Annotated in this window: 18 protein-coding genes; 8 read left to right on the forward strand and 10 right to left on the reverse strand. The window is 68.0% G+C overall.

Annotated features, from left to right (window positions below; translation table 11 throughout):
- Positions 1-3 precede the first annotated feature (3 nt).
- From OG976_RS21485 to OG976_RS21495, 3 genes are all read right to left on the reverse strand, one after another.
- A complete protein-coding gene (locus OG976_RS21485; protein ID WP_328363867.1) occupies positions 4-615 on the reverse strand; it encodes a M15 family metallopeptidase in 612 nt (203 codons plus the stop codon).
- A 68-nt stretch (positions 616-683) separates the two neighbouring features.
- Complete coding sequence (locus tag OG976_RS21490) at positions 684-1,604, reverse strand: CPBP family intramembrane glutamic endopeptidase (RefSeq protein WP_328353321.1); 921 nt, start codon at positions 1,602-1,604, stop codon at positions 684-686.
- A 28-nt stretch (positions 1,605-1,632) separates the two neighbouring features.
- Complete coding sequence (locus OG976_RS21495; protein WP_328353324.1) at positions 1,633-2,331, reverse strand: PAS and ANTAR domain-containing protein; 699 nt, start codon at positions 2,329-2,331, stop codon at positions 1,633-1,635.
- Between the two features lie 395 nt (positions 2,332-2,726).
- On the opposite strand from OG976_RS21495, the gene OG976_RS21500 reads away from it, so the two are divergent.
- Positions 2,727-3,194 (forward strand): dopamine receptor D4, encoded by a 468-nt coding sequence (locus OG976_RS21500; RefSeq protein WP_328353327.1) that lies wholly within the window; start codon positions 2,727-2,729, stop codon positions 3,192-3,194.
- 26 nt (positions 3,195-3,220) lie between these two features.
- Here the strand turns inward: OG976_RS21500 and OG976_RS21505 are convergent, their stop codons facing one another.
- The gene (locus OG976_RS21505) at positions 3,221-3,859 is read right to left on the reverse strand and encodes an SOUL family heme-binding protein (RefSeq protein ID WP_328353330.1); all 639 of its coding nucleotides are present in this window, start codon (positions 3,857-3,859) and stop codon (positions 3,221-3,223) included.
- 131 nt (positions 3,860-3,990) lie between these two features.
- Between OG976_RS21505 and OG976_RS21510 the strand changes: the two genes are divergently transcribed.
- The gene (locus OG976_RS21510; RefSeq protein ID WP_328353333.1) at positions 3,991-4,830 is read left to right on the forward strand and encodes an SDR family oxidoreductase; all 840 of its coding nucleotides are present in this window, start codon (positions 3,991-3,993) and stop codon (positions 4,828-4,830) included.
- Here OG976_RS21510 and OG976_RS21515 read toward each other — a convergent pair.
- The 3 genes from OG976_RS21515 to OG976_RS21525 form a co-directional block, all read right to left on the reverse strand.
- Positions 4,827-5,969, reverse strand: coding sequence for an acyl-CoA dehydrogenase family protein (locus tag OG976_RS21515; RefSeq protein ID WP_328353335.1), 1,143 nt, complete (start codon positions 5,967-5,969; stop codon positions 4,827-4,829). The genes OG976_RS21510 and OG976_RS21515 overlap by 4 nt on opposite strands.
- Positions 5,970-7,202 (reverse strand): acyl-CoA dehydrogenase family protein, encoded by a 1,233-nt coding sequence (locus OG976_RS21520; protein WP_328353337.1) that lies wholly within the window; start codon positions 7,200-7,202, stop codon positions 5,970-5,972. It abuts the gene before it with no gap.
- Positions 7,203-7,460: 258 nt separating this feature from the next.
- Complete coding sequence (locus tag OG976_RS21525) at positions 7,461-8,432, reverse strand: esterase family protein (RefSeq protein WP_328353339.1); 972 nt, start codon at positions 8,430-8,432, stop codon at positions 7,461-7,463.
- 3 nt (positions 8,433-8,435) lie between these two features.
- Here OG976_RS21525 and OG976_RS21530 point away from each other — a divergent pair, with 3 nt between their 5' ends.
- Positions 8,436-9,131 (forward strand): nucleoside/nucleotide kinase family protein, encoded by a 696-nt coding sequence (locus tag OG976_RS21530; protein ID WP_442930369.1) that lies wholly within the window; start codon positions 8,436-8,438, stop codon positions 9,129-9,131.
- 255 nt (positions 9,132-9,386) lie between these two features.
- Complete coding sequence (locus OG976_RS21535; protein ID WP_328353342.1) at positions 9,387-10,340, forward strand: hypothetical protein; 954 nt, start codon at positions 9,387-9,389, stop codon at positions 10,338-10,340.
- A gap of 4 nt (positions 10,341-10,344) precedes the next feature.
- On the opposite strand, the gene OG976_RS21540 is transcribed toward OG976_RS21535, so the two are convergent.
- Positions 10,345-11,733, reverse strand: a complete 1,389-nt coding sequence (locus OG976_RS21540; RefSeq protein WP_328353345.1) for an MFS transporter — start codon at positions 11,731-11,733, stop codon at positions 10,345-10,347.
- Positions 11,734-11,864: 131 nt separating this feature from the next.
- Between OG976_RS21540 and OG976_RS21545 the strand changes: the two genes are divergently transcribed.
- Positions 11,865-13,139 (forward strand): ATP-binding protein, encoded by a 1,275-nt coding sequence (locus OG976_RS21545; protein WP_328353348.1) that lies wholly within the window; start codon positions 11,865-11,867, stop codon positions 13,137-13,139.
- Here OG976_RS21545 and OG976_RS21550 read toward each other — a convergent pair.
- Entirely contained in the window at positions 13,136-14,674 is a 1,539-nt protein-coding gene (locus tag OG976_RS21550) for an ATP-dependent DNA ligase (protein WP_328353351.1), read from the reverse strand. The two genes, OG976_RS21545 and OG976_RS21550, sit on opposite strands and share 4 nt — an antisense overlap.
- 98 nt (positions 14,675-14,772) lie before the next feature.
- Positions 14,773-16,314 (reverse strand): molybdopterin-dependent oxidoreductase, encoded by a 1,542-nt coding sequence (locus OG976_RS21555; protein WP_328353354.1) that lies wholly within the window; start codon positions 16,312-16,314, stop codon positions 14,773-14,775.
- Positions 16,315-16,446: 132 nt separating this feature from the next.
- Between OG976_RS21555 and OG976_RS21560 the strand changes: the two genes are divergently transcribed.
- The 3 genes from OG976_RS21560 to OG976_RS21570 all read left to right on the forward strand — a co-directional run bounded on the left by OG976_RS21560 (position 16,447) and on the right by OG976_RS21570 (position 20,865).
- Positions 16,447-17,214 (forward strand): SDR family NAD(P)-dependent oxidoreductase, encoded by a 768-nt coding sequence (locus OG976_RS21560; protein ID WP_328353357.1) that lies wholly within the window; start codon positions 16,447-16,449, stop codon positions 17,212-17,214.
- Positions 17,215-17,260: 46 nt separating this feature from the next.
- Positions 17,261-19,435: an acyl-CoA dehydrogenase gene (locus OG976_RS21565; protein ID WP_328353360.1), complete on the forward strand. Its 2,175-nt coding sequence runs from the start codon at positions 17,261-17,263 to the stop codon at positions 19,433-19,435.
- A gap of 86 nt (positions 19,436-19,521) precedes the next feature.
- Positions 19,522-20,865 (forward strand): neutral zinc metallopeptidase, encoded by a 1,344-nt coding sequence (locus tag OG976_RS21570; protein WP_328353363.1) that lies wholly within the window; start codon positions 19,522-19,524, stop codon positions 20,863-20,865.

Here is a 20,865-nt window from a genome sequence, read left to right on the forward strand (position 1 = left end):
ACCTCAGTCGACCGGCACGTCCAGGATCGGGCGTTGTACCCCTGCACCGGGACCGTCGAAATGCCACCACTCGCCGGAGTAGGGGGCCAGCCCGCCGGCTGCCATCGCCGAGCGCAGCCGGGACCGGTTGGCCTGCGCCTGCGCGCTGACCCCGTCGGTGGCATACGCCAGCGCCCGCGGCGAGAAGTCGTCGAATCCGGTCCCCATGTCCACCAGCCGGCCCTGCTCGGCCAGCGTCACGTCCACCGACCGACCGGCCTCGTGGCTGCGCGCATACGGCCCGGGCTTGGCCACCCAGGCCGGGTTGGACACCACGTCGAACATCCGGACCTGCACATCGTGCGGGCGGTAGCAGTCCCAGAACACCAGCACGTCGCCCTGGGCCCGAAGCGCTTCGGCGGCCGCCGCCAGACCCGGCGCCATCGACTCGTGCACCAGGCACCGGGCATCTGCGGGGTAGAGCTGCACGCCGGTGAAGTTGTCCGCCCTTGCGTAGCGCATGTCGACGATCGCGTCGGGCACCACGGTGCGCACATCAACGAAGCCGGCTGCGGCGGCCTGCGGGCTCACCGGCGGCACCCCGCCGTCCGGGCTGGCGGCCACCGTCGGCGCCATGACCAGTGCGACGGTCAGACCGGCGAGCACTCCCTGCGATACGGCCATGTCTGCATTGTGCCCGTCGGTCAGTGGCTGTCGGTCGCGGCCGGGAGGTCGAGGCGCTCGGCCCCGGCGCGGTAGCGGGGGTAGCCGAGTCGGCGCCGGGTGAACAGCACTAACGCCAGCGCCATCACAACACCCAGGATCAGGACCCCGAACTGGCCGCTGAATGCGGCGGCATCCGGGGAGATCACGCCCTTGTCGGCCAGCCGCAGCAGATACGTGGCGGTGCCGTCGATCGAGCCGTGTAGCAGGATCACCAGCAGCAGACTGGCCTTCGTGCTGTTGGACAGCCAGGTGAAAATGAAGCTGATGCTGGTGGTGAAGACCACGAAAATGCCAACGCCCACAACACCATTGACCGCTCCCGTTGCGAACCACGAGGGGGCGTAGAGGAAGAAGTGCCACCCGCTCCACAGCAGTCCGAGCAGAAGGGTTGCCGCCACCGGGCCGAAACGTTGTTGCATGCGCGGTAGCGCGAACCCGCGCCAGCCGGATTCCTCGAACAGCGGACCGAAGAAGAAGTGCGCCAGGTAGGAGCTCGGGTACAGCGCCAGCGCCGACGGGGTCAGTGCATTCAGGATCTGCGGACTGACCAGCGCCGCGGTGATCACCAGCTGGCCGACGGGAATGAGCAGAATCGCCACCAGGTACCAGACCGGGCCGACCTTCCAGCACCTGAGTCGCTCGACCAGTCGGCGCACGCCGGCCCGGCCTTGGGTCACCGCGGTCATGAAGAACGCCGTCCCGGTGACACCCACGGCCACGGCGGGCAGCGCATACCAGGACGGGGTGTGGGTGGTCTCGGAGAACGCGGGCACGCCGGTGAACACCAGCGGTGCCCAAAGCAGCCAGGTCACCGCGTAGGACAGCACGAAGAAGCAGACGAGCGGTCGGGCGCGAAGGATCCCGGCGATGCGCACGGTCAGCGTGAGGTCGGCTGGCATCAGGGGAGCATAGGTGCCCGGCGATCGCTCAGTACGGCTGCGGCTCGGCCGAGTTCTCGATGCGACGGTCCGCCGTCAGCAACAGGTTGTCGTAGGCCGAGCGGGGTGCAGGCTTGCCGCTCTGGGTGAGGTTGACGAAGTCGACGATCACCTGCTCGGCGAGCACCCGGAGCTTGATGTTGGCCTCCTGGGAGCGCCAGCGCAGCAGCTCGAAGGCTGCGTCGGCCTCGATGCCGTAGATGACCATCAGCATGCCCTTGGCCTGTTCGATGGCCGCCCGGTTCTCGGCGATCTCGGCGATCGCCTCCGTCAGCCGTCGCTGCTGGTGATGTTCGGCGGGGCTGACGTCGACGTAGAAGCCGTGTGTCCCCACGACCACGCCGTCGTCGTCGAGCAGCTTGTCGGCCACCACGATGACGTGGTGGATGCGGCCGTCCGTATCGAGGATCCGGTGGCGGGTGCTGAAGGCCTGATGATGTCTGCGAACCTCGTCGAGGGTGTTCGCGACGGCCTGGTAGTCGTCGGGGTGCTTGTGCGACAACACCAGCTCGGTCGTGGGGGAAACGGTGCCCGGCTGGTAGCCGTGCATCAGCTGAACCTCGGGGGACCATTCCCAGCGCTCGTCGTCGAAATAGAACCGGAACCAGCCGACCTGCTCGGACCGGCCGCCCGGCTCGTCGCGAGCCAGAGCACCCCCGGTCAGTGCATCATCATCCGGAAGCTGCATCGATACCCCTCGCCCGATTCGCGCGTGCTATTCGCCATTACTAGTCATAACGACCGCATCAGCTGGGAAAGTTTCGAGACTTCAGGCGCGCCAGAACCCCCGGTATCCCAGGTTCTGCGGGCAACGAATCTTTACACCCGGGTATGCCCGGTTTCAAGCCGATTCTGTGTTCTTGCTGGTCAGCGTAGCCGCCGGGGGTGGCGATTGGACCCGAACCGCCCTGCAGGCGCACGGGGACGCCCGGGGTGCGCCGAGGTTGGCGGGATTGTCGAAACTGACGTGACGCAAGTGGCTGGTGTAACAAAATGCAAGCAGCATCGGAATCACCGGTATAGGGCGCTCACCGGGAGATATGACCGGTTTCGCCGTCCGGGACGACCGCGGAGGACATGACGGTGACCAACACGACGAACACGACCGTCCACAGCTCGGCGCTGGTGCGCCGCGTCTGCCTCGGGCTCGCAGCGCTGGGCGCAGGGCTGGCTATCGCGACCGCGCCCGCCGCGCTTGCCGATCCGGCCGAACCGGTGCCCGCTCCCGTCGTTCCGGTGGAAGCCAGCGCACAGGCCGTGTCGGCCGACCCGAGTCAGCCGACCGATGGTGTGCAGCACCTGCCCAGCCCGGGCAACCTGCCGCCCGGCACCACCGACATCCCGACCCAGACGCGCAACATGGGCTACCTGCGTGACATGTGGCACGCCATTCAGACCCAGGACGTGACGATGGGCGACGCGCTGTTGCTGCTGGCGCAGCGCCCGATGACCGCCAGCGCCGGACCCGGCCAGTCGGCGGCGCCGTCCGGGCCGGTCGGTTCCTCGGCCGCGGCGCCCGTGGACGCCGCACCGGAGGTGCCGACACCCTAAGTCGGCGAATCAGTGTCGCCTGGCGGTCAACTCGCGGTGGCGGCGAGCTTGACGAGGACCTCATTGCGGCGCAGGAACGGAACGGTCCACGGGGGATCGTAGAACCACGCCTGCGGTTCACTGATCGCCTCGATCTCGTTGCGGCTCAAGGTGTCCAGCAGCTTGTCGGCATGCACGGCCACCGCCTTGGACCCATACGGCCCGTTGAAGCGCAGCACCGCCACCGTCTCGCCAGGCACCTCCACCAGGCGCACCCGCTCGTCCTTCGGCGTGGGCAGGGTGTCCATCGTGTACTTCGAGGGCATGAAGAACTGGATGACCCAGTCGCCGGTCGAGTCGCGCTGGGTGGCCACCGGAGCGGTCATCGCGATCTTCTCGCTCTGCTGCTGGACGACCGGGGCCGTCATCGCGATCTTGTCCTTGCCCGAGTTGGCTCCGAAGATGTAGCGGGCCAGGCGGCGGAAGCCCTCGTTGCGGCTGGCCTCCTCGTCGGCCGATTCGACTGTGGTCTCTGCGGCGATGCGCGGGCCGTACCGGCGGATCTCTACGCCGTCGATCTCTCGCTCCACGGTGTAGTCCGGCTCCTCGGTGCCGCTTCGGATCCCGACGATGGACCCGCCTGCCTCGGCGATCTGTGTGACCGCACCGACAATCTTGTTCAGCATGACCACCCTCCTCTCCAAACTTCAGTCAAGTCCTTGGTCGGCGATCTGTCAGGCGCTCGCCGATGACGCTTTTCTAACGCGGACGACCGCCCCACAGTTCCGCTGAGCGAGCGCTCAGATAGCCTCCTGCCATGACTGGGGTCTCGATCATCACAGGCGGCGCGGGCGGCATGGGCCTGGCCACGGCAACCATCCTCGGGCGCGAAAACGAACTGGTGCTCTGCGACGTCCGCGGCGAGCGACTCGACGCGGCGGCGAGCACGCTGAGCGAACTCGGCATCACCGCAACGACCGTCAACTGCGACGTCACCGACCGCCAGGCCGTTACCCGCCTTTTCGAGACGGCGGCGGCACTCGGGCCGCTCGCCTCGGTCGTCCACACCGCGGGTGTGAGCCCCAGCATGGGCGACGCCGACTACATCGTCGCGACGAATGCACTCGGCACAGTGCACGTCAACGAGGCCTTCTTCGCCTCGGCGCCGCAGGGCGCCGCCATCGTCAACGTCGCATCGATGGCGTCGCACATGCTGCCCGACGAGATCGTCCCCACCGGGCACTTCGACCTCGCGTTGACTGATGAGCAGCGGTTCCTCGACGAGATGCTGACGGCCTGCGACCTGGCGGGTGAGCAGATGCGCTCCGGGCTCGCCTACAGCCTGAGCAAGTACTTCGTGCGGTGGTACAGCACCTCGCAGGCAGAACGATTCAACGGCCGCGGGCTGCGCATCGTGTCGGTGTCACCGGGGTCGGTCGATACCGAGATGGGCCTGCTGGAGGAGAAGGCCGGTGCCGGGGCGATGGTCGCCGACTTCGCGGTGCCCAGGTGGGGCAAAGCCGAGGAGATGGCTGAGCTGTTCGCGTTCTGCGTCAGCGACCGAGCCGGCTATCTCACCGGGACCGACATCCTCAATGACGGCGGGGTGATCGCCTCGATGCGGGAACGCAACCGCAAGGCAGCCCAAACCTTTTAGGGCCGTGACAGTTTGGCGTACCGGGTGCGGTGGTAGTCGGTGGACCCGAACTCGTACTGCACCGCGGTCAGCCGTTTGAAATAGTGGCCGATCGCCAGCTCCTCGGTCATGCCCATGCCGCCGTGCAGTTGAACCGCGTTCTGGCCGATGAACCGCGCCGCGCGCCCGACGGTGACTTTGGCCGCCGAGACTGCCTTGGCCCGCACGTGCGCTTCGGCAGCGAGGTTGAGCACGGCCAGGTACACCGCGGACACCGCCTGCTCGAGTTCCATGTACATGTCCACCATGCGGTGTTGCAGTACCTGGAAGCTGCCGATCGGCTGGCCGAACTGCTGGCGCTGCTTGCTGTAGTCGACGGTGTCGGCGAGCACTTTGCGCATCGCGCCGACGGCCTCTGCACAGACCGCGGCCGCGCCTTCGTCGCGGGCCTGAGCCAGTGACGGCCACACGTCGTCGTCGAGCAATGCGTCCACCGGCAACCGGAGCCCGTCGAAATCGAGGTCGGCGGCCCGCCGGTCGTCGATGGTGCGGTAGCTGTGCAACGTCACCCCACGCGGCGGGGCGGCCGGATCAAATTCGATCAGGAACAGTGAAATCCCTTGTGAATCTTCGGATTCACCCGAGGTTCGTGCGGTGATCAGAAGGTGCGTCGCGATCGGCGCGCCGACAACGACCGCCTTGCTGCCGGTGATCACCCAGTCGGCGCCGTCCCGGACGGCCGTGGTGGACACGCTGGACCAACGGTCGCCGGAGTCCGGCTCCGCGGCCGCCACCGCGATGATCGCGCTGCCCTCCGCGATGCGCTCGAGCACCGCGGCGGCGGCGGGTCCGTCGGCGCGCTGCAGCAGCCCGGCCGCCACGATGGCGGTCTCGACGAACGGCTCGATCACCAGCGCACGGCCCAATTCCTCTGCGATGACCATGATTTCGGTGGGCCCGCCGCCGATGCCGCCCGCCGACTCGGGCAGCGTGGCACCCAGAATGCCGAGTTCCTCGGCGAAGCCGCGCCAGATGTCGGGCTGCCAGCCCAGGCCCACCTTGGCGGCGGTGCGGCTCTTCTCCAGCTCGTAGCGGGTGGCCAGGAACTTCCCGAGGCCGTCGCGCAGCAGCTCTTGCTCTTTGCTCAGATTGAAGTCCATCTACAGCCCCAAGGTCGCTTTGGCCAGGATGTTGCGTTGAATCTCGTTGGAGCCGGCGTAAATAGAGCCGGCCCGGTCGTTGAAGTAGCGCAGCGCCGCGACGGCCTGCCACGGCTGGCCGCTGATGTACCCATCGCGGGGTGGGTCGAAATCTTCGATCGGCCCGCCGGGGCGGGTGGCGTGCGGTTGATACACCCGCCCACGCGGCCCGGCGGCCTCGAGTGCCAGTTCGGTGATCGCCTGGGACAGTTCGGTGGACAGAACCTTGAGCATCGACGATGCCGCGCCGGGGTTCTTGCCTTCGGCAACCGTTGCCAGGACGCGGTATTCGAGGACCTCGAGAACCTCGGTGCGGATCCTGATGTCGGCGAGTTTCGCGGCGAAGGCGGCGTCGTCGATCAGCGGCCCACCGGCCGGGCCGGTCTGCGTCTGTGCTTCGGCGGCGACCGACTCGGCCATCACCTGCAGGGCCGGTGCGGTGGCGCCACCGCCTCGTTCGAACTCCAGCAGGTACTTGGCCACCGTCCAGCCGTCGTCGATCTGGCCGAGCACATTGGACTTGGGCACCCGGACCGCGTCGAAGAAGATCTGGTTCTGGATCTTCTCTCCGGACGTCATCACCAGCGGCCGGATCTCGATGCCCGGAGTATTCATGTCGATGAGCACGAAGGTGATGCCCTGCTGCTTCTTGGCCGACCGCGATGTGCGCACCAAGGTGAAAATCCAGTTCGCCTCTCCGGCGTGCGTGGTCCAGATCTTGCTGCCGGTGCAGACCAGATCCTGGCCGTCGTCGACGGCCGCCATCGACAGCGCGGCGAGATCAGAGCCGGCTTCGGGCTCGGAGTAGCCCTGGCAGAAGAACACCTCGCCGGTCAGAATTCGCGGCAGGAAGTAGTCCTTCTGCTCGGGTGTGCCGAACGCGATGATGGCGTGCGCCACCATCCTGATGCCCATGGGGGACAACGATGGAGCGCCGGCCAGGGTCGATTCGCGGCTGAAGATGTAGTGCTGGGTCAGCGACCAGTCGCAGCCGCCATACTCGACCGGCCATGCCGGTGCCGCCCAGCCGCGTTCATGCAGGATCGCCTGCCAGGCCATGCTCGCCTCGTGGTCGGCGTAGACGCTGGTCATCAGCCGGCCGGCGTGGCGCAGATCGGGCGTGAGTTTCTCGTCGAGGAACGCGCGCACATCGTCGCGGAACCGCAGATCCTCAGCTGACCAGGACAGATCCATCCACGACCCCTTATCTGCGCACCACGGTTATCAAACGAAGGTAAACCGTGTCCGATATTTCCGCCCAACCGGGTTTGGGCGGGCGCCGCACTGGGAATTAAAGACAGCGGCCGTGGGGTGCGGACACAACGTGACACAGAGAGGCCCGGTCCCTGAACAAGGGATCGGGCCTCTCGTCATGCTCCGGCCGGGCCGAGTGGCCAGTTGCGGCACGCCGATCGGCGAAATGCGTGCACTAGGTGGCCACTCGGCGCGACGTCAGGCGGTCGGTGCCACGCCGAGCACCCGCTGGATGTCGGGTTTCATCGCCTGCAACTGCCCACCCCAATAGCCCCAGCTGTGGGTGCCGTTGGGCGGAAAGTTGAAGACGCCGTTGCGCCCGCCTGCGGCCTGGTAGCGGTTCTGAAACTCCTGATTGGTCCGGATAGTTAGACCCTCCAGCAGCTGCGCGGAGATCTGGGCGTTGCCCAGCCCGGCATCCAGGTCGGTCGGGTTGCCGTTGCCGCTGTACACCCAGACGCGGGTGTTGTTGCCGACCAGTTGGCCGATATGCAGCATCGGGTCGTTGCGCTGCCAGGCCGCCCCGCCGTACGCCCCCCACATGTCGAGGGCGTTGAACCCGCCGGCATCGGCCATGGCCACCGAGACCAGGACCGGCCAGGGGCTGGCCGAGAGGTTCAGGAAGCCCGACAGCGACGAGGTGTACACGAACTGGCCCGGGTGGTAGGCGGCCAGGATTAGCGCGGCACTGCCCGACATCGACAACCCGACCACGGCGTTGCCGCTGGGGCTGACGCCCTTGTTCGCCGACAGCCAGGCCGGAAGTTCGGAGGTCAGAAACGTCTCCCACTTATAGGTCTGGGTGGTGCCGTTGCCGACCGCCGGCCGGTACCAGTCGGTGTAGAAGCTCGACTCACCGCCGACGGGCATCACCACGGAGACCCCGGAATCGTTGAACCAGGAGAACGCGCCGGTGTTGATGTCCCAGCCGTTCCGGTCGTCCTGGGCGCGCAGGCCATCGAGCAGATAGACCGCCTTGGGTCCGCCACCCTGGAATTGCACGGTGATGTTGCGGCCCATCGACGGCGAGGGGACGCTGAGGAACTCGACCTCGGCGGCCCGTGCCGTCGGTGGCGGCGCGGTGAGGTTGCCCAGCAACAGCAACCCGGCCGCGGCAACGATGGCCGCCCTGATGATCCCCCGACTGCGTATGGTCCGAAATGGATTCATGGATTGTCCTGCCTACGGTCGTCATCCCCGACCTACCCGGCCTATCGAAAGCAGTTAGCCATCAGTTACGCCCGCGAAACTTTCCTGGACGCTCTGGTCGCAGACGTCACAGAGATGCTCGCCGCCGCACCCGGGCGGGTGGTCATCGGCATCACCGGGCCGCCGGGGGCGGGCAAGTCGACGGTGGCGCAGGCCCTGGTGGCCAATTTCCCCGGGGCGTCGTATCTGCCGATGGACGGGTTTCACCTCTCCAACGCGGTTCTGGACCGGCTGGGTCGTCGTGATCGCAAAGGTGCACCCGACACGTTCGACGCCGCGGGCTATGCCGCACTGTTGCGACGGGTGCGCTCGGAGTACGCGGCCGGCGAGGTATATGCGCCTGCGTTCAGCCGCGAGATCGACGAGCCGGTGGCGGCCGGTCACGTCGTGGCCCGCGATTCACCGCTGGTGGTCACCGAAGGCAATTACCTGGCGCTGCCCGACGGGGACTGGGCTGCGGTCCGCGGCGTGCTCGACCGGGTGTACTACCTGGACTGCCCGGCGCCTGTTCGGCGCCGACGGTTGGTGGCCCGCCATATCGCCGGTGGCCGCACACCGCAGGCCGCCGCGGCGTGGGCCGACGAGGTCGACGAAGCCAACGCCCGGCTGATCGCGACGACGCAGCCGTTGTGTGACGCGGTGTTGGACGCCGGCGGCTGACTGCGGCCACAGTCCGGGCGATCTGACTGTTCCGGGCTACTGGGTCGTGGCCTGAGCGTTAGATGGACGCGGGGGGTCACGTAAGAGGCGGCGACGAGGAATCGCGCCAGCGGTGGCTGGAGTGGGCCCGGCGGCCCACGTCTTGCCGGTGCAGGAACACCGGCGCTGGTGGCGGCAGCCTCCGAATCGACGGTCGCAGCCGGATTCTCATCAATCCGCGATACGGCCGAGGCCGCAATAGTCAGGAACCACACCATGATTCAGTCCACAGTGCCGAACGGTTGCAGTCGTCGTAAGCTCGTCGGCTTGGTAGGCGGCACGCTCACGTCCGCCGCCCTCGCCGCGGCGATGGTATCGCCGGCCACCGCCAATGCAACGTGTGCCTCCTTCTTCGGCCTCGGCAATTCCGCCGAGTGCACCAGCAGCATCACGAGCATCGCGATTGCAGTGGGGCCCGGCGCAACTGCCAGTGCCACAGGACTTTTCACCATCGCGCTGGCCAACGGACTCGGTAACACCGCCGGGCAGACCACGATTGCGACCGCCGACGGATCGGTGAACCTGGCCTACGGCGGCGGATCCAACTCCGTGGCCGTGACGCACAGTAACTTCTCCACCGCCATCGTCCAGGGCAAGCGGGTCGCTGCGGTTGTCGGCAGCGTCTCGGGCACCGACTTCTTCAATACCGCCGTGAGCCTGGGCAGCCAGGGACTCGACATTCCACCCAATACCGGCACCTACACGCTGCTGGTGGCGGGCAATGTCAACCTGGCACTCGACCTCGGCGGTGGACAAGGTGACACCGGAGGGTTCATCGAGGTCTACGGCACGCTGAACAACGCGTTCAATGTCGGAGGGCGGGGCAACTTCCTCGGCGCGGGCACCTTCGCGATCCCAGCCGGCCCCGCGAAACCCTCGGTGCTCAGTACGGTGTTCAATCTCGGCGGCTCCAGAACCATCGTGACATCGATTCCCGGTCCGCTCTCGATTGCCGGCTCGATCGGCCAGAACGGGGCCACGATCAAACAGACCGGCCCGGGAATCAACATCAACAACACCCTCGTGCTCTCGGCCGCGGCATCCGGCTCGTCTAAGAGGGCAACGTCAGCGGCAGCGACGACGTCGGCGTCGAGCCACCAGCGCCCGGCGGCGTCGAACCGTCAGAAGTCATCGGCCTCGGCGAGTAGCGGCGGCAGCGGGCGGGGCTGAGCCGTCAGCCGGGGTGGACGCTGTCGCCGAGGTGATCGCCGATCGATTCCGAATCCAGCGAGTCGTCTTTGGTTTCGCGCATCACCAGTAGCGCGATGAAGGTCAGGGCCGCGGCCGCCATCAGGTAGACGCCGACCCATCCGACGCCGTAGCTGGTGGCCAGCCAGGTCGCGATGAACGGTGCGACCGCAGCGCCCAGGATGCTGGCCACGTTGTAGGCGATCCCCGAACCGGTGTAGCGCACGTTGGTCGGGAACAGCTCCGGCAGAACGGCACTCATCGGTCCGAAGGTCAGCCCCATGAGGGCCATGCCGATCACCAGGAACTGCAGCATCGCCCCGTCGGAGGCCCGCTCGGGCGCCAGCAGGAATCCGAACGCCGCCCCGTAGACCATGATCGCCGCGGTGATCACCAGCAGGGTGCGCCGCCGTCCGAAGATATCGGCGAGCCGGCCAGCAACGGGAATCAGCGCGGCGAAGAACAGCACCGAAATCAACTGCAGGCGTAGGAATTCGACGTATCCGAACCCGAGGCCGGTGCCGTCGGGCGGCCGCTTGCCGGTGCCGTAACTCAGCGCCCAGGTGGTCACGATATAGAACAAGGTGTAGGTCGCCAGCATCACGAACGTGCCCACGATCAGCTGCCGCCAACTGGTGCGGAACAGTTCCGTCAGCGGCGTCTTGACCCGTTCACCGCGCTCGAGTGCTCGCCGGAACACCGGCGTCTCGGTCAACCGCAGCCGCACGTACAGCCCGACTGCGACCATCACGGCGCTGAGCAAGAACGGGACGCGCCACCCCCACGTCATGAACGCGCCCTGCGGATCGGGTTTGGCGCTGCCGTTGCCCAGCCAGGTGATGAGAGCCAGGAACAGGCCATTGGCCAGCAGGAAGCCGAACGGCGCACCCAGCTGCGGCCACATCGCCGCCCAGCCCCGGCGGCCCGGTTTGGCGGTCTCGGTGGCAAGCAGGGCGGCGCCGCTCCACTCACCTCCCAGCGCCAGGCCTTGGCAGAACCGCATCACTGCCAGCAGTGCAGGAGCGACCAGACCCACCTGGGGGTAGGTGGGCAGCAGCCCGATGATGAAGGTGGCGATACCCATGGTCAGCAGAGACCCGACCAGGGTTGCCTTTCGCCCGACCCGATCGCCGAAGTGGCCGAACAGGATTGAGCCCAACGGACGCGCCACGAACGCCAAGCCGAAGGTGGCCAGCGACGCGAGCAACGCGGTGGTCGGGTTGCCCTTCGGGAAGAACAGTTGGGGGAACACCAGGACCGCCGCGGTGGCGTAGGCGTAGAAGTCGTAGAACTCGATGGTGGTGCCCACCATCGAGGCGACCACGATGCGGCTACGGGGGACGCCGTCGACCAGGTCGGCTTCGGTGCTGCTCATCGACTCGCTTTCTGCTTGGGAGGTGGAAATCATCGCATCCGCGTCACAACCACACCCGAAAACCACCGATCGGGGGATGCCGTCGCCCGCGCGCCGATGCACGATTCGCCTGACACCGAAGGAGGTGGGCGATGCCGCCGTGGCGTTTGCGCGACTATCACGACGAGGACCTCGATCAAGCCATCCAGGTCTGGGACCAGAGCCGGAGCCTCGTTTCGGGTGAGCCGGTGTTCACCGTGGCCGAGGTGATGGCGGCCGCCCGCAGCGGTCAGCCCGCCGTGGTCGCCGAGGTCGGCGACGAGGTGGTCGGCATGGCCGTGGCCCAGACCCAGGGTGAGCGGGCCTGGATCCTGTTGGTCGCACTGGGTTCCCGCTGGCGGCACCGTGGGATCGGCAGCGCGCTGCTCGGTGACCTCGAGCGACGGCTGCGTTCGCAGGGTGTGCGGCGGATCTGCGCGGTGATGCCCGAGGGTGCCACCGGTGCGGCGGCCCTGGAGAACTCCGGTTACGTGCGGCGCGACGGGTTGGTCTATTTCGAGATGGTCGAGCACCTGGGCCTGGATCAGGCCAACCTGCTCGACGAACTGGGCGGCCAATTCCTGCCGCCCGGCCTGCTCGGGGAGATGGCCGGTATGGAGCAGGAGAAGCAGATCATCGAGCGCCGCATCGTCGACCCGCTCGCCCATCCCGAGGTCGCCGAACGCTACGGCGTGCAGCCGCCGAAGGCGGTGATCCTGTTCGGGCCGCCCGGAACTGGCAAGACCAGCTTCGCCAAGGCGATCTCGTCGCGGCTGGGCTGGCCGTTCGTCGAACTGTTCCCGTCGCGGCTGGCCACCGGCACCGGCGGGCTGGCGGCCTCCCTGCGGGAGGCCTTCGCCGAGTTGGCCGAACTCGACGAACTGGTGCTGTTCATCGACGAGGTCGAGGAGATCGCGACCGCACGCTCGGGGGCCTCGACGGCCGAACTCGGGGTGACCAACGAGCTACTCAAACTCATTCCGGCCTTCCGCCAGAAGGACAGCCGGCTGCTGGTGTGCGCCACCAATGCCGTGCACTCGCTGGACTCGGCGTTCCTGCGGCCGGGGCGCTTCGACTACGTCATCCCGGTCGGCCCGCCGGACCAGCCGGCCCGCCGGGCGGTGTGGCAGCGCTACCTGGGCAAGGCCTGCGCCGAGGTCGACGTCGACCAACTGGTCGCGGCCTCGGAGTTCTTCACCCCGGCCGACATCGAATTCGCCGCCCGCAAGGGATCGCAGGCCGCGTTCGAACGCGAGATGCGGCATGGCCGTGGCGAGCCCGCGGGTACGCCGGACTACCTCGACGCGATCGGGGAGATCCGCCCGACGCTCACCGCGGAGATGCTGGCCGAATTCGAGCGCGGTAAAGCCGAATTCGCGCGGGTTTAGCTGCTGCGCTCATAGAAGGCGCGAACGGTGTCGATGGTGTCGGCCTCGGCCGGGCTCTTGTCGTCGCGGTAGCGCAGCACGCGGGCGAAGCGCAGCGCCATCCCGCCGGGGTAGCGGCTGGAACCCTGCACACCGTCGAATGCGATTTCGACGACCTGTTCGGGCCGGACTGTGACGACGTAACCCGCCGTGCCGTCGACTGCCAGCTCGGTGAACCGTTCGGTCTGCCACTGCAGCATCGCGTCGGTCATGCCCTTGAAGGTCTTGCCCAGCATGACGAAGCCGCCGTTGACCGGATCGCGCGCACCGAGGTGGATGTTGGACAGCGTGCCCGTGCGGCGGCCCGACCCCCACTCGACGGCCAGCACAACCAGGTCCAGGGTGTGCACCGGTTTGACCTTCAGCCAGCCTGCGCCCCGCCTGCCCGCCTCGTATGGACCGGCCGGCGACTTGGCCATCACGCCCTCGTGCCCGGCTGCCAGGGTGGCATCCAGAAACTGTTGCGCGGCAGCAGGATCGGCGGTGACGAGCCGGTCGACACGCTGGTGGGCAGGCACGATCTGCTCCAGCGCGGCGATGCGCCGATGTGCGGGTTCGTCGAGCAGGTCGACGCCGTCGAGGTGCAGGACGTCGAAGAAGAACACCGAAAGTGGTTGAGCTGCTTGAGCGGCCGCGACGTCGACGCTCCTGCCGAACCGGGACGCGGTGACCTGGAAGCGGTGCGGACGGTTATCGGGCCGCAGGGCGATGGCCTCCCCGTCGGCGATCAGGTCGGTGACCGGCAGCGCGCGGGCGGCCGCGACAACCTCGGGGAGTCGTGCGGTGACGTCGTCGAGGCTTCGGGTGTACACCGTGACGTCCTGGCCGCTGCGGTGAATCTGAACCCGTGCCCCGTCGAGCTTGGCTTCGAATACGGCGTGCCCGCCGAGGCGTTCGAGTGCTTCGGCCACTCCCGTCGCGGTCTGGGCCAGCATCGGCCCGACCGGCCTGCCGACGCGCAGGGTGAACTCGTCGAGGGCCTGCACGCCGCCGGTGAGCGCCGCGGCGGCGACCGCAGGCAGCTCACCACCGAGCATGGCCGCGCGACGCACCGCGGCTGCCGGCAGGCCACCGGCCTTGGCGACGGCGTCGGCCATCACGCCGCCGAGCGCGCCCTGGCGCAGTTCACCGGACAGCAGCCGGCGCAGGAACAGCTGCTCGTCGGCCGTCGCGGCGCCGAATAGTCCGCCGAGCAGGCCGGCGCGCCGGGCTTGCGACCCCTTGCCCGCCACCGCCCCGATCTCGCTGAACGCTGCGTCGACGGCGCTGACCGTCAGCACCGGAACGGCGGCAGGCGCGGGCAGTGAGCGCAGAGCCGCCCAGCCGACACCGATCTGGCGCTGCGGCAGCTCACCGGACAGCCAGGACACCACGATCGCGACCAGCTGCGGGTCTGGTGTGGCGCTGAGCAGGTCGGCGATCCGGGCGACCTTCGCCAGCCGCGACGACGTCGCCGTCACATCGGCCGAGGCCGCCGCAACATCGCCGAGCAACATGCATCCAGGGTGGCATGGCCGACCGACATCACCGAGATTGAACGGACGCCGACAAACTGCGAGTGCGCATCTGCGTCACATCAGTCTCGGCGGAGGGACTAGCTGACCTCGAAGGTGATCGAGGGCCAGCCGCTCGCCCCGTCGGGTGCCGGCAGGGCCTGGTCTTCGGTCTGCACCGCGCCGGTGTTGTCGGTGGCGCGCGCCGTGATGGTGTGTGTACCGCTCTGGGTGGCGGTCCACGGGAAGCTCCACAGCCGCCACGCGTCGTTGGAGTACGACGCCCCCAACTGGGCCTGTTGCCACGGGCCGTCGTCGATCTGGACCTCGACGGATTTCACGCCGCGGTTCTGGGCCCAGGCCACCCCGCCGAAGGTGACCGGCCCCTGCGCAACCTTCTGCCCGTCGCGGGGAACGTCGATGCGCGACTCGGTCTTGATCGGGCCGCGTTCGGACCAGCCCAGCTTGGTCCAGTAGGCCTGCGCCCGGTCGAAGCGGGTCAATTCCAGGTCCGTCACCCATTTAGTGGCCGAGACGTATCCGTACAGCCCGGGCACCACCAGCCGTGCCGGGTAGCCGTGCTCGACGGGCAGCGGTACCCCGTTCATCCCGATCGCCAGCATCGAGTCGCGTGCATCGGTGAGCGCCTCGACCGGGGTACCCGCGGTGAAGCCGTCGACGGAGGTGGACAGCATCATGTCGGCATCGGAGTGAATTCCGGCTGCGCTCAACAGGTCCCGCACCCGGTAGCCGGTCCAGGTGGCATTGGAGATCAGGTCACCGCCGACCGGGTTCGACACGCACGCCAGCGTCACGACCTTCTCGATCGGCTCGAACTTCTGCAGGTCCTCAAAGGTGTAGGTGATCTCGCGGTCGACCATGCCGTGGATGCGCAACCGCCAGTCGGCGCGGGAGAGCTGGGGGACGCTGAGTGCGGTGTCGATGCGGTAGAAGTCGGCGTTGCTCGTGATGAAGCTCGGCAGCTGCACGCCGGCCGGTTGCACCGTGGCGGGTATCGGCGGGGCGGGTGAAGTCGGGGTGGGCAGCGCGAAACTATCCCGGTCGCCGGACACTGAGCGCAGGCCACGGCCGATCGCCGCGCCGGCCACCCCGCTGACCAGTCCGAGCCCGGCGAGGCCGAACGTCACCAGGGACAGTCGCCGGCCCGGGTCGACCCCGGCGGCCTGCGTCGCGGCGGTTTCGCGTCCCTCGGTGATCCGCCCGGAGGTCAGCCAGCGCAGCACGGCGATGCCTGCCGCCGCGCCGACGAGGGTCGGGATGATGTCGGTGACGTGAGCTTCGGGCCGCGAGAGCACCGCCGCACTTCCGGCGACGGCGCCGGCCAGGATCGCCAGCGTGCCGGTCGGCACCCGCGAGCGCTCCCAGATCGCGGTGACGGCGGCCAGCGCTGCGATCACCACGAGCACCATCACCGACAGGAACAACTTGTCGGCGGTGCCGAAGGTTTGGATCGCCCATTCTTTGACCGGGCCCGGCGTCAGGTTGATGACGGCCGTCCCGACCGCGGTGCGGGCGTCTGCCGCGGGAGAGAAGAGCACCGCCAGCAACTGCGCTACGCCGACGGCCACCGCAGCCGCGGCGATACCGGCGCCCATCCGCAGACCAATGCTGGTTCGGGCCATGTCGCTAACCTACCGCCGAGGTGGCGACCCACGTTCATTACCGATCGATGACGAGCGGTAACGTCGCTACCGATGTGGAACTGAAAGTCGCACGGTAAGGGCCGCGGCGGCAACGACAACAGGAGGAATCGGATGGAGATCTCGGGCAAGAAGGTGATCGTCGTGGGCGGCGCCTCGGGCTTCGGGCGGGCAAGTGCTGAGCTTCTGGCCTCGCGCGGCGCCAGTGTGGCGATCCTGGACCGCGAGGGCACCGACGGACCCGAGGTCGCGGCTGCCGTCGGCGGCCCGTTCTTCGCTATCGACGTCACCGACTTCGAGGGCACCGAGAAGGTGCTGGCCGACGCCGTCGACGCGCTCGGTGGCCTGCACGTCATCCTGACCACGGCCGGCGGCGGCGTCGCGGAGAAGACGCTGGGCAAGAACGGCCCGCACGCCTTGGAGACCTTCCGCAGCACGATCGACCTGAACCTGATCGCGAGCTTCAACATCAGCCGGCTGGCCGCGGCCCACATGGCCAAGAACGAGCCTGAGGACGAGGAGACCGGGGAGCGCGGCGTCATCATCAACACCGCGTCCATCGCGGCGTTCGAGGGACAGATCGGCCAGGTGGCCTACACCGCCGCCAAGGCCGGTATCGCCGGCATGTCGCTGACGATGGCCCGCGACCTGGGCAATGTGGGGATCCGTGCACTGGCCATCGCGCCCAGCCTGTTCGCCACCGGCCTGACCAAGGGCATCCCTGACGAGTTCGCCAAGGCGCTGACCAAGGACGCCGCCTTCCCGAAGCGGCTCGGCAAGCCCGAGGAGTTCGCCAAGCTGGTCTCGGCGATCGTCGAGAACCCGATGCTCAACGGGCAGTGCATCCGCCTGGACGCCGGACAGCGCTTCGCTCCCAGGTGATGTGGTAAGGCAGTAGGAGAACTAGCGCAGCCTCGAGAGGACACCGATGGGTATCGCACTGACCGACGACCACCGCGAACTCGGGGAGGTGGCGCGTTCCTTCCTGACCGCGCAGAAGGCGCGCTGGGCCGCGCGAGAGCTCCTCGACTCCGATGAGGAGGCCCGGCCGGCGTTCTGGGCCGAGCTGGCCGAACTCGGCTGGCTCGGCCTGCACGTCGACGAACAGTACGGCGGCTCGGGATACGGGCTGCCCGAACTCGTCGTCGTCGTCGACGAACTCGGCCGTGCGGTGGCCCCGGGGCCGTTCGTCCCGACCGTGGTGGCCTCTGCCGTCATCTCCGCCGTCGGTACCGACGAGCAGAAGGCCCGGCTGCTGCCGGGCCTGGTCGACGGAACCGTCACTGCTGCAATCGGTTTCGGCGGTGACGTGACCGTCTCCGACGGTAAGGCGAGTGGCGACGCGGGCGTGGTACTCGGTGCCGGTCTGGCCGACCTGCTGCTGCTGGTAGCCGGTGAGGACGTGGTGCTCGTTGATCGGCACGCGAGCGGGGTGACGGTCGAGGTGCCCGGAAACCTCGACCGCACCCGCCGCTCGGGCCGGGTGTCCCTGACCGAGGTGTCCGTCGGCGACAACATCCTGACCGAAGCGACCTCGGCCGCGGTTGCCTACGCGCGCACGCTGTTCGCGGCCGAGGCCGCCGGCGGGGCATCGGACTGCGTGGACACCGCGGTCGAATACGCCAAGGTGCGTGAACAGTTCGGCCGCACGATTGCGACCTTCCAGGCGGTCAAGCACCACTGCGCCAACATGGTGGTGGCCGCCGAGTCCACCGTCGCCGCGGCGTGGGACGCCGCCCGCGCGGCGGGAGACTCCGCCGAGCAAGGGCAGTCTCAGTTCGAACTGATCGCCGCGGCAGCAGCGACATTGGCCTTCGGTGCCTACGTCCGCAACGCCGAGCTGAACATCCAGGTGCACGGCGGCATCGGCTTCACCTGGGAGCACGACGCGCATCTGCACCTGCGCCGGGCGTTGACCCTGCAGGCCCTGCTGGGCGGCGACGGTCCGTCGACCGACGTGTTCGACCTGACCGCGTTGGGGGTGAGCCGGGCCAACAGCCTCGACCTGCCCGCCGACGCCGACGCACTGCGCGAGCAGATCCGCTCCGACGCAGCCGAACTCGCCAAGCTCGAGGAGAAGGCTCAGGTCGACGAGCTGATCGCCACGGGCTACATCATGCCGCACTGGCCCAAGCCGTGGGGCCGTGCCGCCGGTGCCATCGAGCAGCTGCTGATCGAGGAGGAGTTCGCCTCTGCCGGTATCACTCGCCCCGACTACGGCATCACCGGCTGGGTCATCCTGACCCTGGTCCAGCACGGAACTCCTTCGCAGATCGAACGATTCGTCGAGAAGGCGCTGCGCAAGGACGAGATCTGGTGCCAGCTGTTCTCTGAACCGTCGGCCGGGTCGGATGCCGCGGCGGTCAAGACCCGCGCCACCCGGGTCGACGGCGGGTGGACGATCACCGGCCAGAAGGTGTGGACCAGCGGTGCGCACTACTGCAAGCGTGGGCTGGCCACCGTGCGCACCGACTTCGATGTCCCCAAGCACCAGGGCATCACGATGGTGATCCTGGACATGGAGGCACCGGGTGTCGAGGTGCGTCCGCTGCGGCAGATCACCGGGGGCTCGGAGTTCAACGAGGTGTTCTTCAACGACGTCTTCGTCCCGGACGAGGACGTGGTCGGTGAACCCAACGCCGGCTGGACGGTCGCGCGCGCAACCCTGGGCAACGAGCGGGTCAGTATCGGCGGCGGCGCCGGCGGCATCGCACCCGCCTCGGCCTGGCTGGTGGACCTGGCCAAGCGCAACGGCGATCATGTCATCGGTGCCCGGCAGCGGGTCGGCCGGTTCCTCGCCGAGGACCACGCGCTGCGGCTGCTGAACCTTCGTCGTGTCGTGCGCAGCATCGAGGGTGCCGGGCCAGGCCCCGAGGGCAACATCACCAAACTGAAACTCGCCGAGCACTTTCAGGAACAGGGTGCCATCGCCGCGTCTCTCCTGGGCCCCGAGTTGGTGCTCGAGGGTGGCGAGGGTGAGCTGGCTGCCCGCGCGGCGATGGGCGCGCGCGGAATGGCGATTGCCGGTGGCACCTCGGAGGTCACCCGTAACCAGATCGCTGAACGAATCCTGGGTATGCCGCGCGATCCGCTGATCAAGTAGCGCTGCAGCAACCCGCAGGAGAGGTTGAGCGCACGTCTTTTGCCGTACACCGCGCACAATGCGTGGTTTCTGGCTAATCTTCGCGCATGCGTGCGCGTGTACTGCCCGTCGTCGCGGTGGCAATCCTGGTGGCCGGCTGCGGTGGTTCGAAACCGGTGGCTGCGACACCCACGTCGCAGCCACCCAAGGCCAGCGACGTCACCATCCACGGCGATGCGTCGACCCCGGTGAACAAGATCGCCGTCGCGGCGATCGAAGACCTGCAGCAGTACTGGGGCGACGAGTACCCCAAGCTCTACGGCGGTGACTACAAGCCGGTCGAGGGCGGCTTCTACGCGGTGCTGCCGTCCTCCGGGGACCTGCCGCCCTGCGCCTCCGACGCCAGCGACATCTCAGGCAACGCGTTCTACTGCTCGACCAAGGACGTCGTGGCGTGGGACTCCGAGGACCTGCTGCCTGAATTGCAGTCCAAGTTCGGCGATTTCGTCATCCCGATCGTGCTGGCCCACGAGTGGGGCCATGCGGTGCAGGAACGGTCCAACTTCACCGCCCGCACGGTCACCAAGGAACTTCAGGCCGACTGCTTCGCCGGCGGCTGGGCCAAGCACGCTCAGGACACCGGCGTCTTCAAGGCCAACGCCGCCGAACTGGACACCGCGCTGGCCGGCATCCTCGAGCTGCGTGACTCGCCGGGAACCAGCAAGATCGACCCGTCGGCGCACGGCAGTGGATTCGACCGGGTGGGAGCCTTCCAGGACGGCTACGACAACGGACCCACCGCGTGCAAGGCCTACCGCGACGACGATCCGGTGGTCATCGAACTGCCCTTCAACGACGCCGAGGACGAGGCCAGCGGTGGCGATGCGCCCTACGACTCGATCGTCAACGGGGTGCCCTACGACCTGGAGGACTACTGGACCCAGGTGTACCCGGAACTCACCGACGGCGGGCAGTGGGTCCCGCTCAAGGGCCTGGAGCCGTTCGACCCGGCCAACCCGCCGCTGTGCGGGGGCAATTCCACCAAGGACTACGCGCTGTTCTATTGCGTCCCGGACGATTACATCGGCTGGGACAACGTCGACGCGATGCCGACGGTGTACCGCCAGGGCGGTGACTTCGCGGTGGCCACCCTGCTGGCCACCCAGTACGGCCTGGCCGCGATGACGCGGGCCAACGATCAGTCCGACGACAAGACCCAGTCACTGCGCGGAGATTGCTTCGCGGGCGCATACACGGCCAGCGTGGTGCTCGGGAACCGTTCGGAGACAAGTTCTTTCACTATCTCGCCCGGAGACCTCGACGAAGCGATCACCGCGCTGCTGGTGTTCCGCGGCGACGGAGACGTCGATCGCCAGGGTGCCGGGTTCGAGCGGATCAGGCATTACCGCGACGGCGTCATCAACGGCGCCGAATCCTGCCTCAAGGACTAG

It is taken from the genome of Mycobacterium sp. NBC_00419 (assembly GCF_036023875.1).
Lineage (GTDB): Bacteria > Actinomycetota > Actinomycetes > Mycobacteriales > Mycobacteriaceae > Mycobacterium.

Bases quoted from the DNA above. Each gene is read 5' to 3' on its own strand.
- OG976_RS21555 (WP_328353354.1), bottom strand. From the start codon at position 16,314: ATGGCCCGAACCAGCATTGGTCTGCGGATGGGCGCCGGTATCGCCGCG.
- OG976_RS21490 (WP_328353321.1), bottom strand. From the start codon at position 1,604: ATGCCAGCCGACCTCACGCTGACCGTGCGCATCGCCGGGATCCTTCGC.
- OG976_RS21495 (WP_328353324.1), bottom strand. From the start codon at position 2,331: ATGCAGCTTCCGGATGATGATGCACTGACCGGGGGTGCTCTGGCTCGC.
- OG976_RS21535 (WP_328353342.1), top strand. From the start codon at position 9,387: ATGATTCAGTCCACAGTGCCGAACGGTTGCAGTCGTCGTAAGCTCGTC.
- OG976_RS21560 (WP_328353357.1), top strand. From the start codon at position 16,447: ATGGAGATCTCGGGCAAGAAGGTGATCGTCGTGGGCGGCGCCTCGGGC.
- OG976_RS21505 (WP_328353330.1), bottom strand. From the start codon at position 3,859: ATGCTGAACAAGATTGTCGGTGCGGTCACACAGATCGCCGAGGCAGGC.
- OG976_RS21510 (WP_328353333.1), top strand. From the start codon at position 3,991: ATGACTGGGGTCTCGATCATCACAGGCGGCGCGGGCGGCATGGGCCTG.
- OG976_RS21550 (WP_328353351.1), bottom strand. From the start codon at position 14,674: ATGTTGCTCGGCGATGTTGCGGCGGCCTCGGCCGATGTGACGGCGACG.
- OG976_RS21565 (WP_328353360.1), top strand. From the start codon at position 17,261: ATGGGTATCGCACTGACCGACGACCACCGCGAACTCGGGGAGGTGGCG.
- OG976_RS21525 (WP_328353339.1), bottom strand. From the start codon at position 8,432: ATGAATCCATTTCGGACCATACGCAGTCGGGGGATCATCAGGGCGGCC.
- OG976_RS21520 (WP_328353337.1), bottom strand. From the start codon at position 7,202: ATGGATCTGTCCTGGTCAGCTGAGGATCTGCGGTTCCGCGACGATGTG.
- OG976_RS21485 (WP_328363867.1), bottom strand. From the start codon at position 615: ATGGCGCCGACGGTGGCCGCCAGCCCGGACGGCGGGGTGCCGCCGGTG.
- OG976_RS21540 (WP_328353345.1), bottom strand. From the start codon at position 11,733: ATGAGCAGCACCGAAGCCGACCTGGTCGACGGCGTCCCCCGTAGCCGC.
- OG976_RS21515 (WP_328353335.1), bottom strand. From the start codon at position 5,969: ATGGACTTCAATCTGAGCAAAGAGCAAGAGCTGCTGCGCGACGGCCTC.
- OG976_RS21570 (WP_328353363.1), top strand. From the start codon at position 19,522: ATGCGTGCGCGTGTACTGCCCGTCGTCGCGGTGGCAATCCTGGTGGCC.
- OG976_RS21545 (WP_328353348.1), top strand. From the start codon at position 11,865: ATGCCGCCGTGGCGTTTGCGCGACTATCACGACGAGGACCTCGATCAA.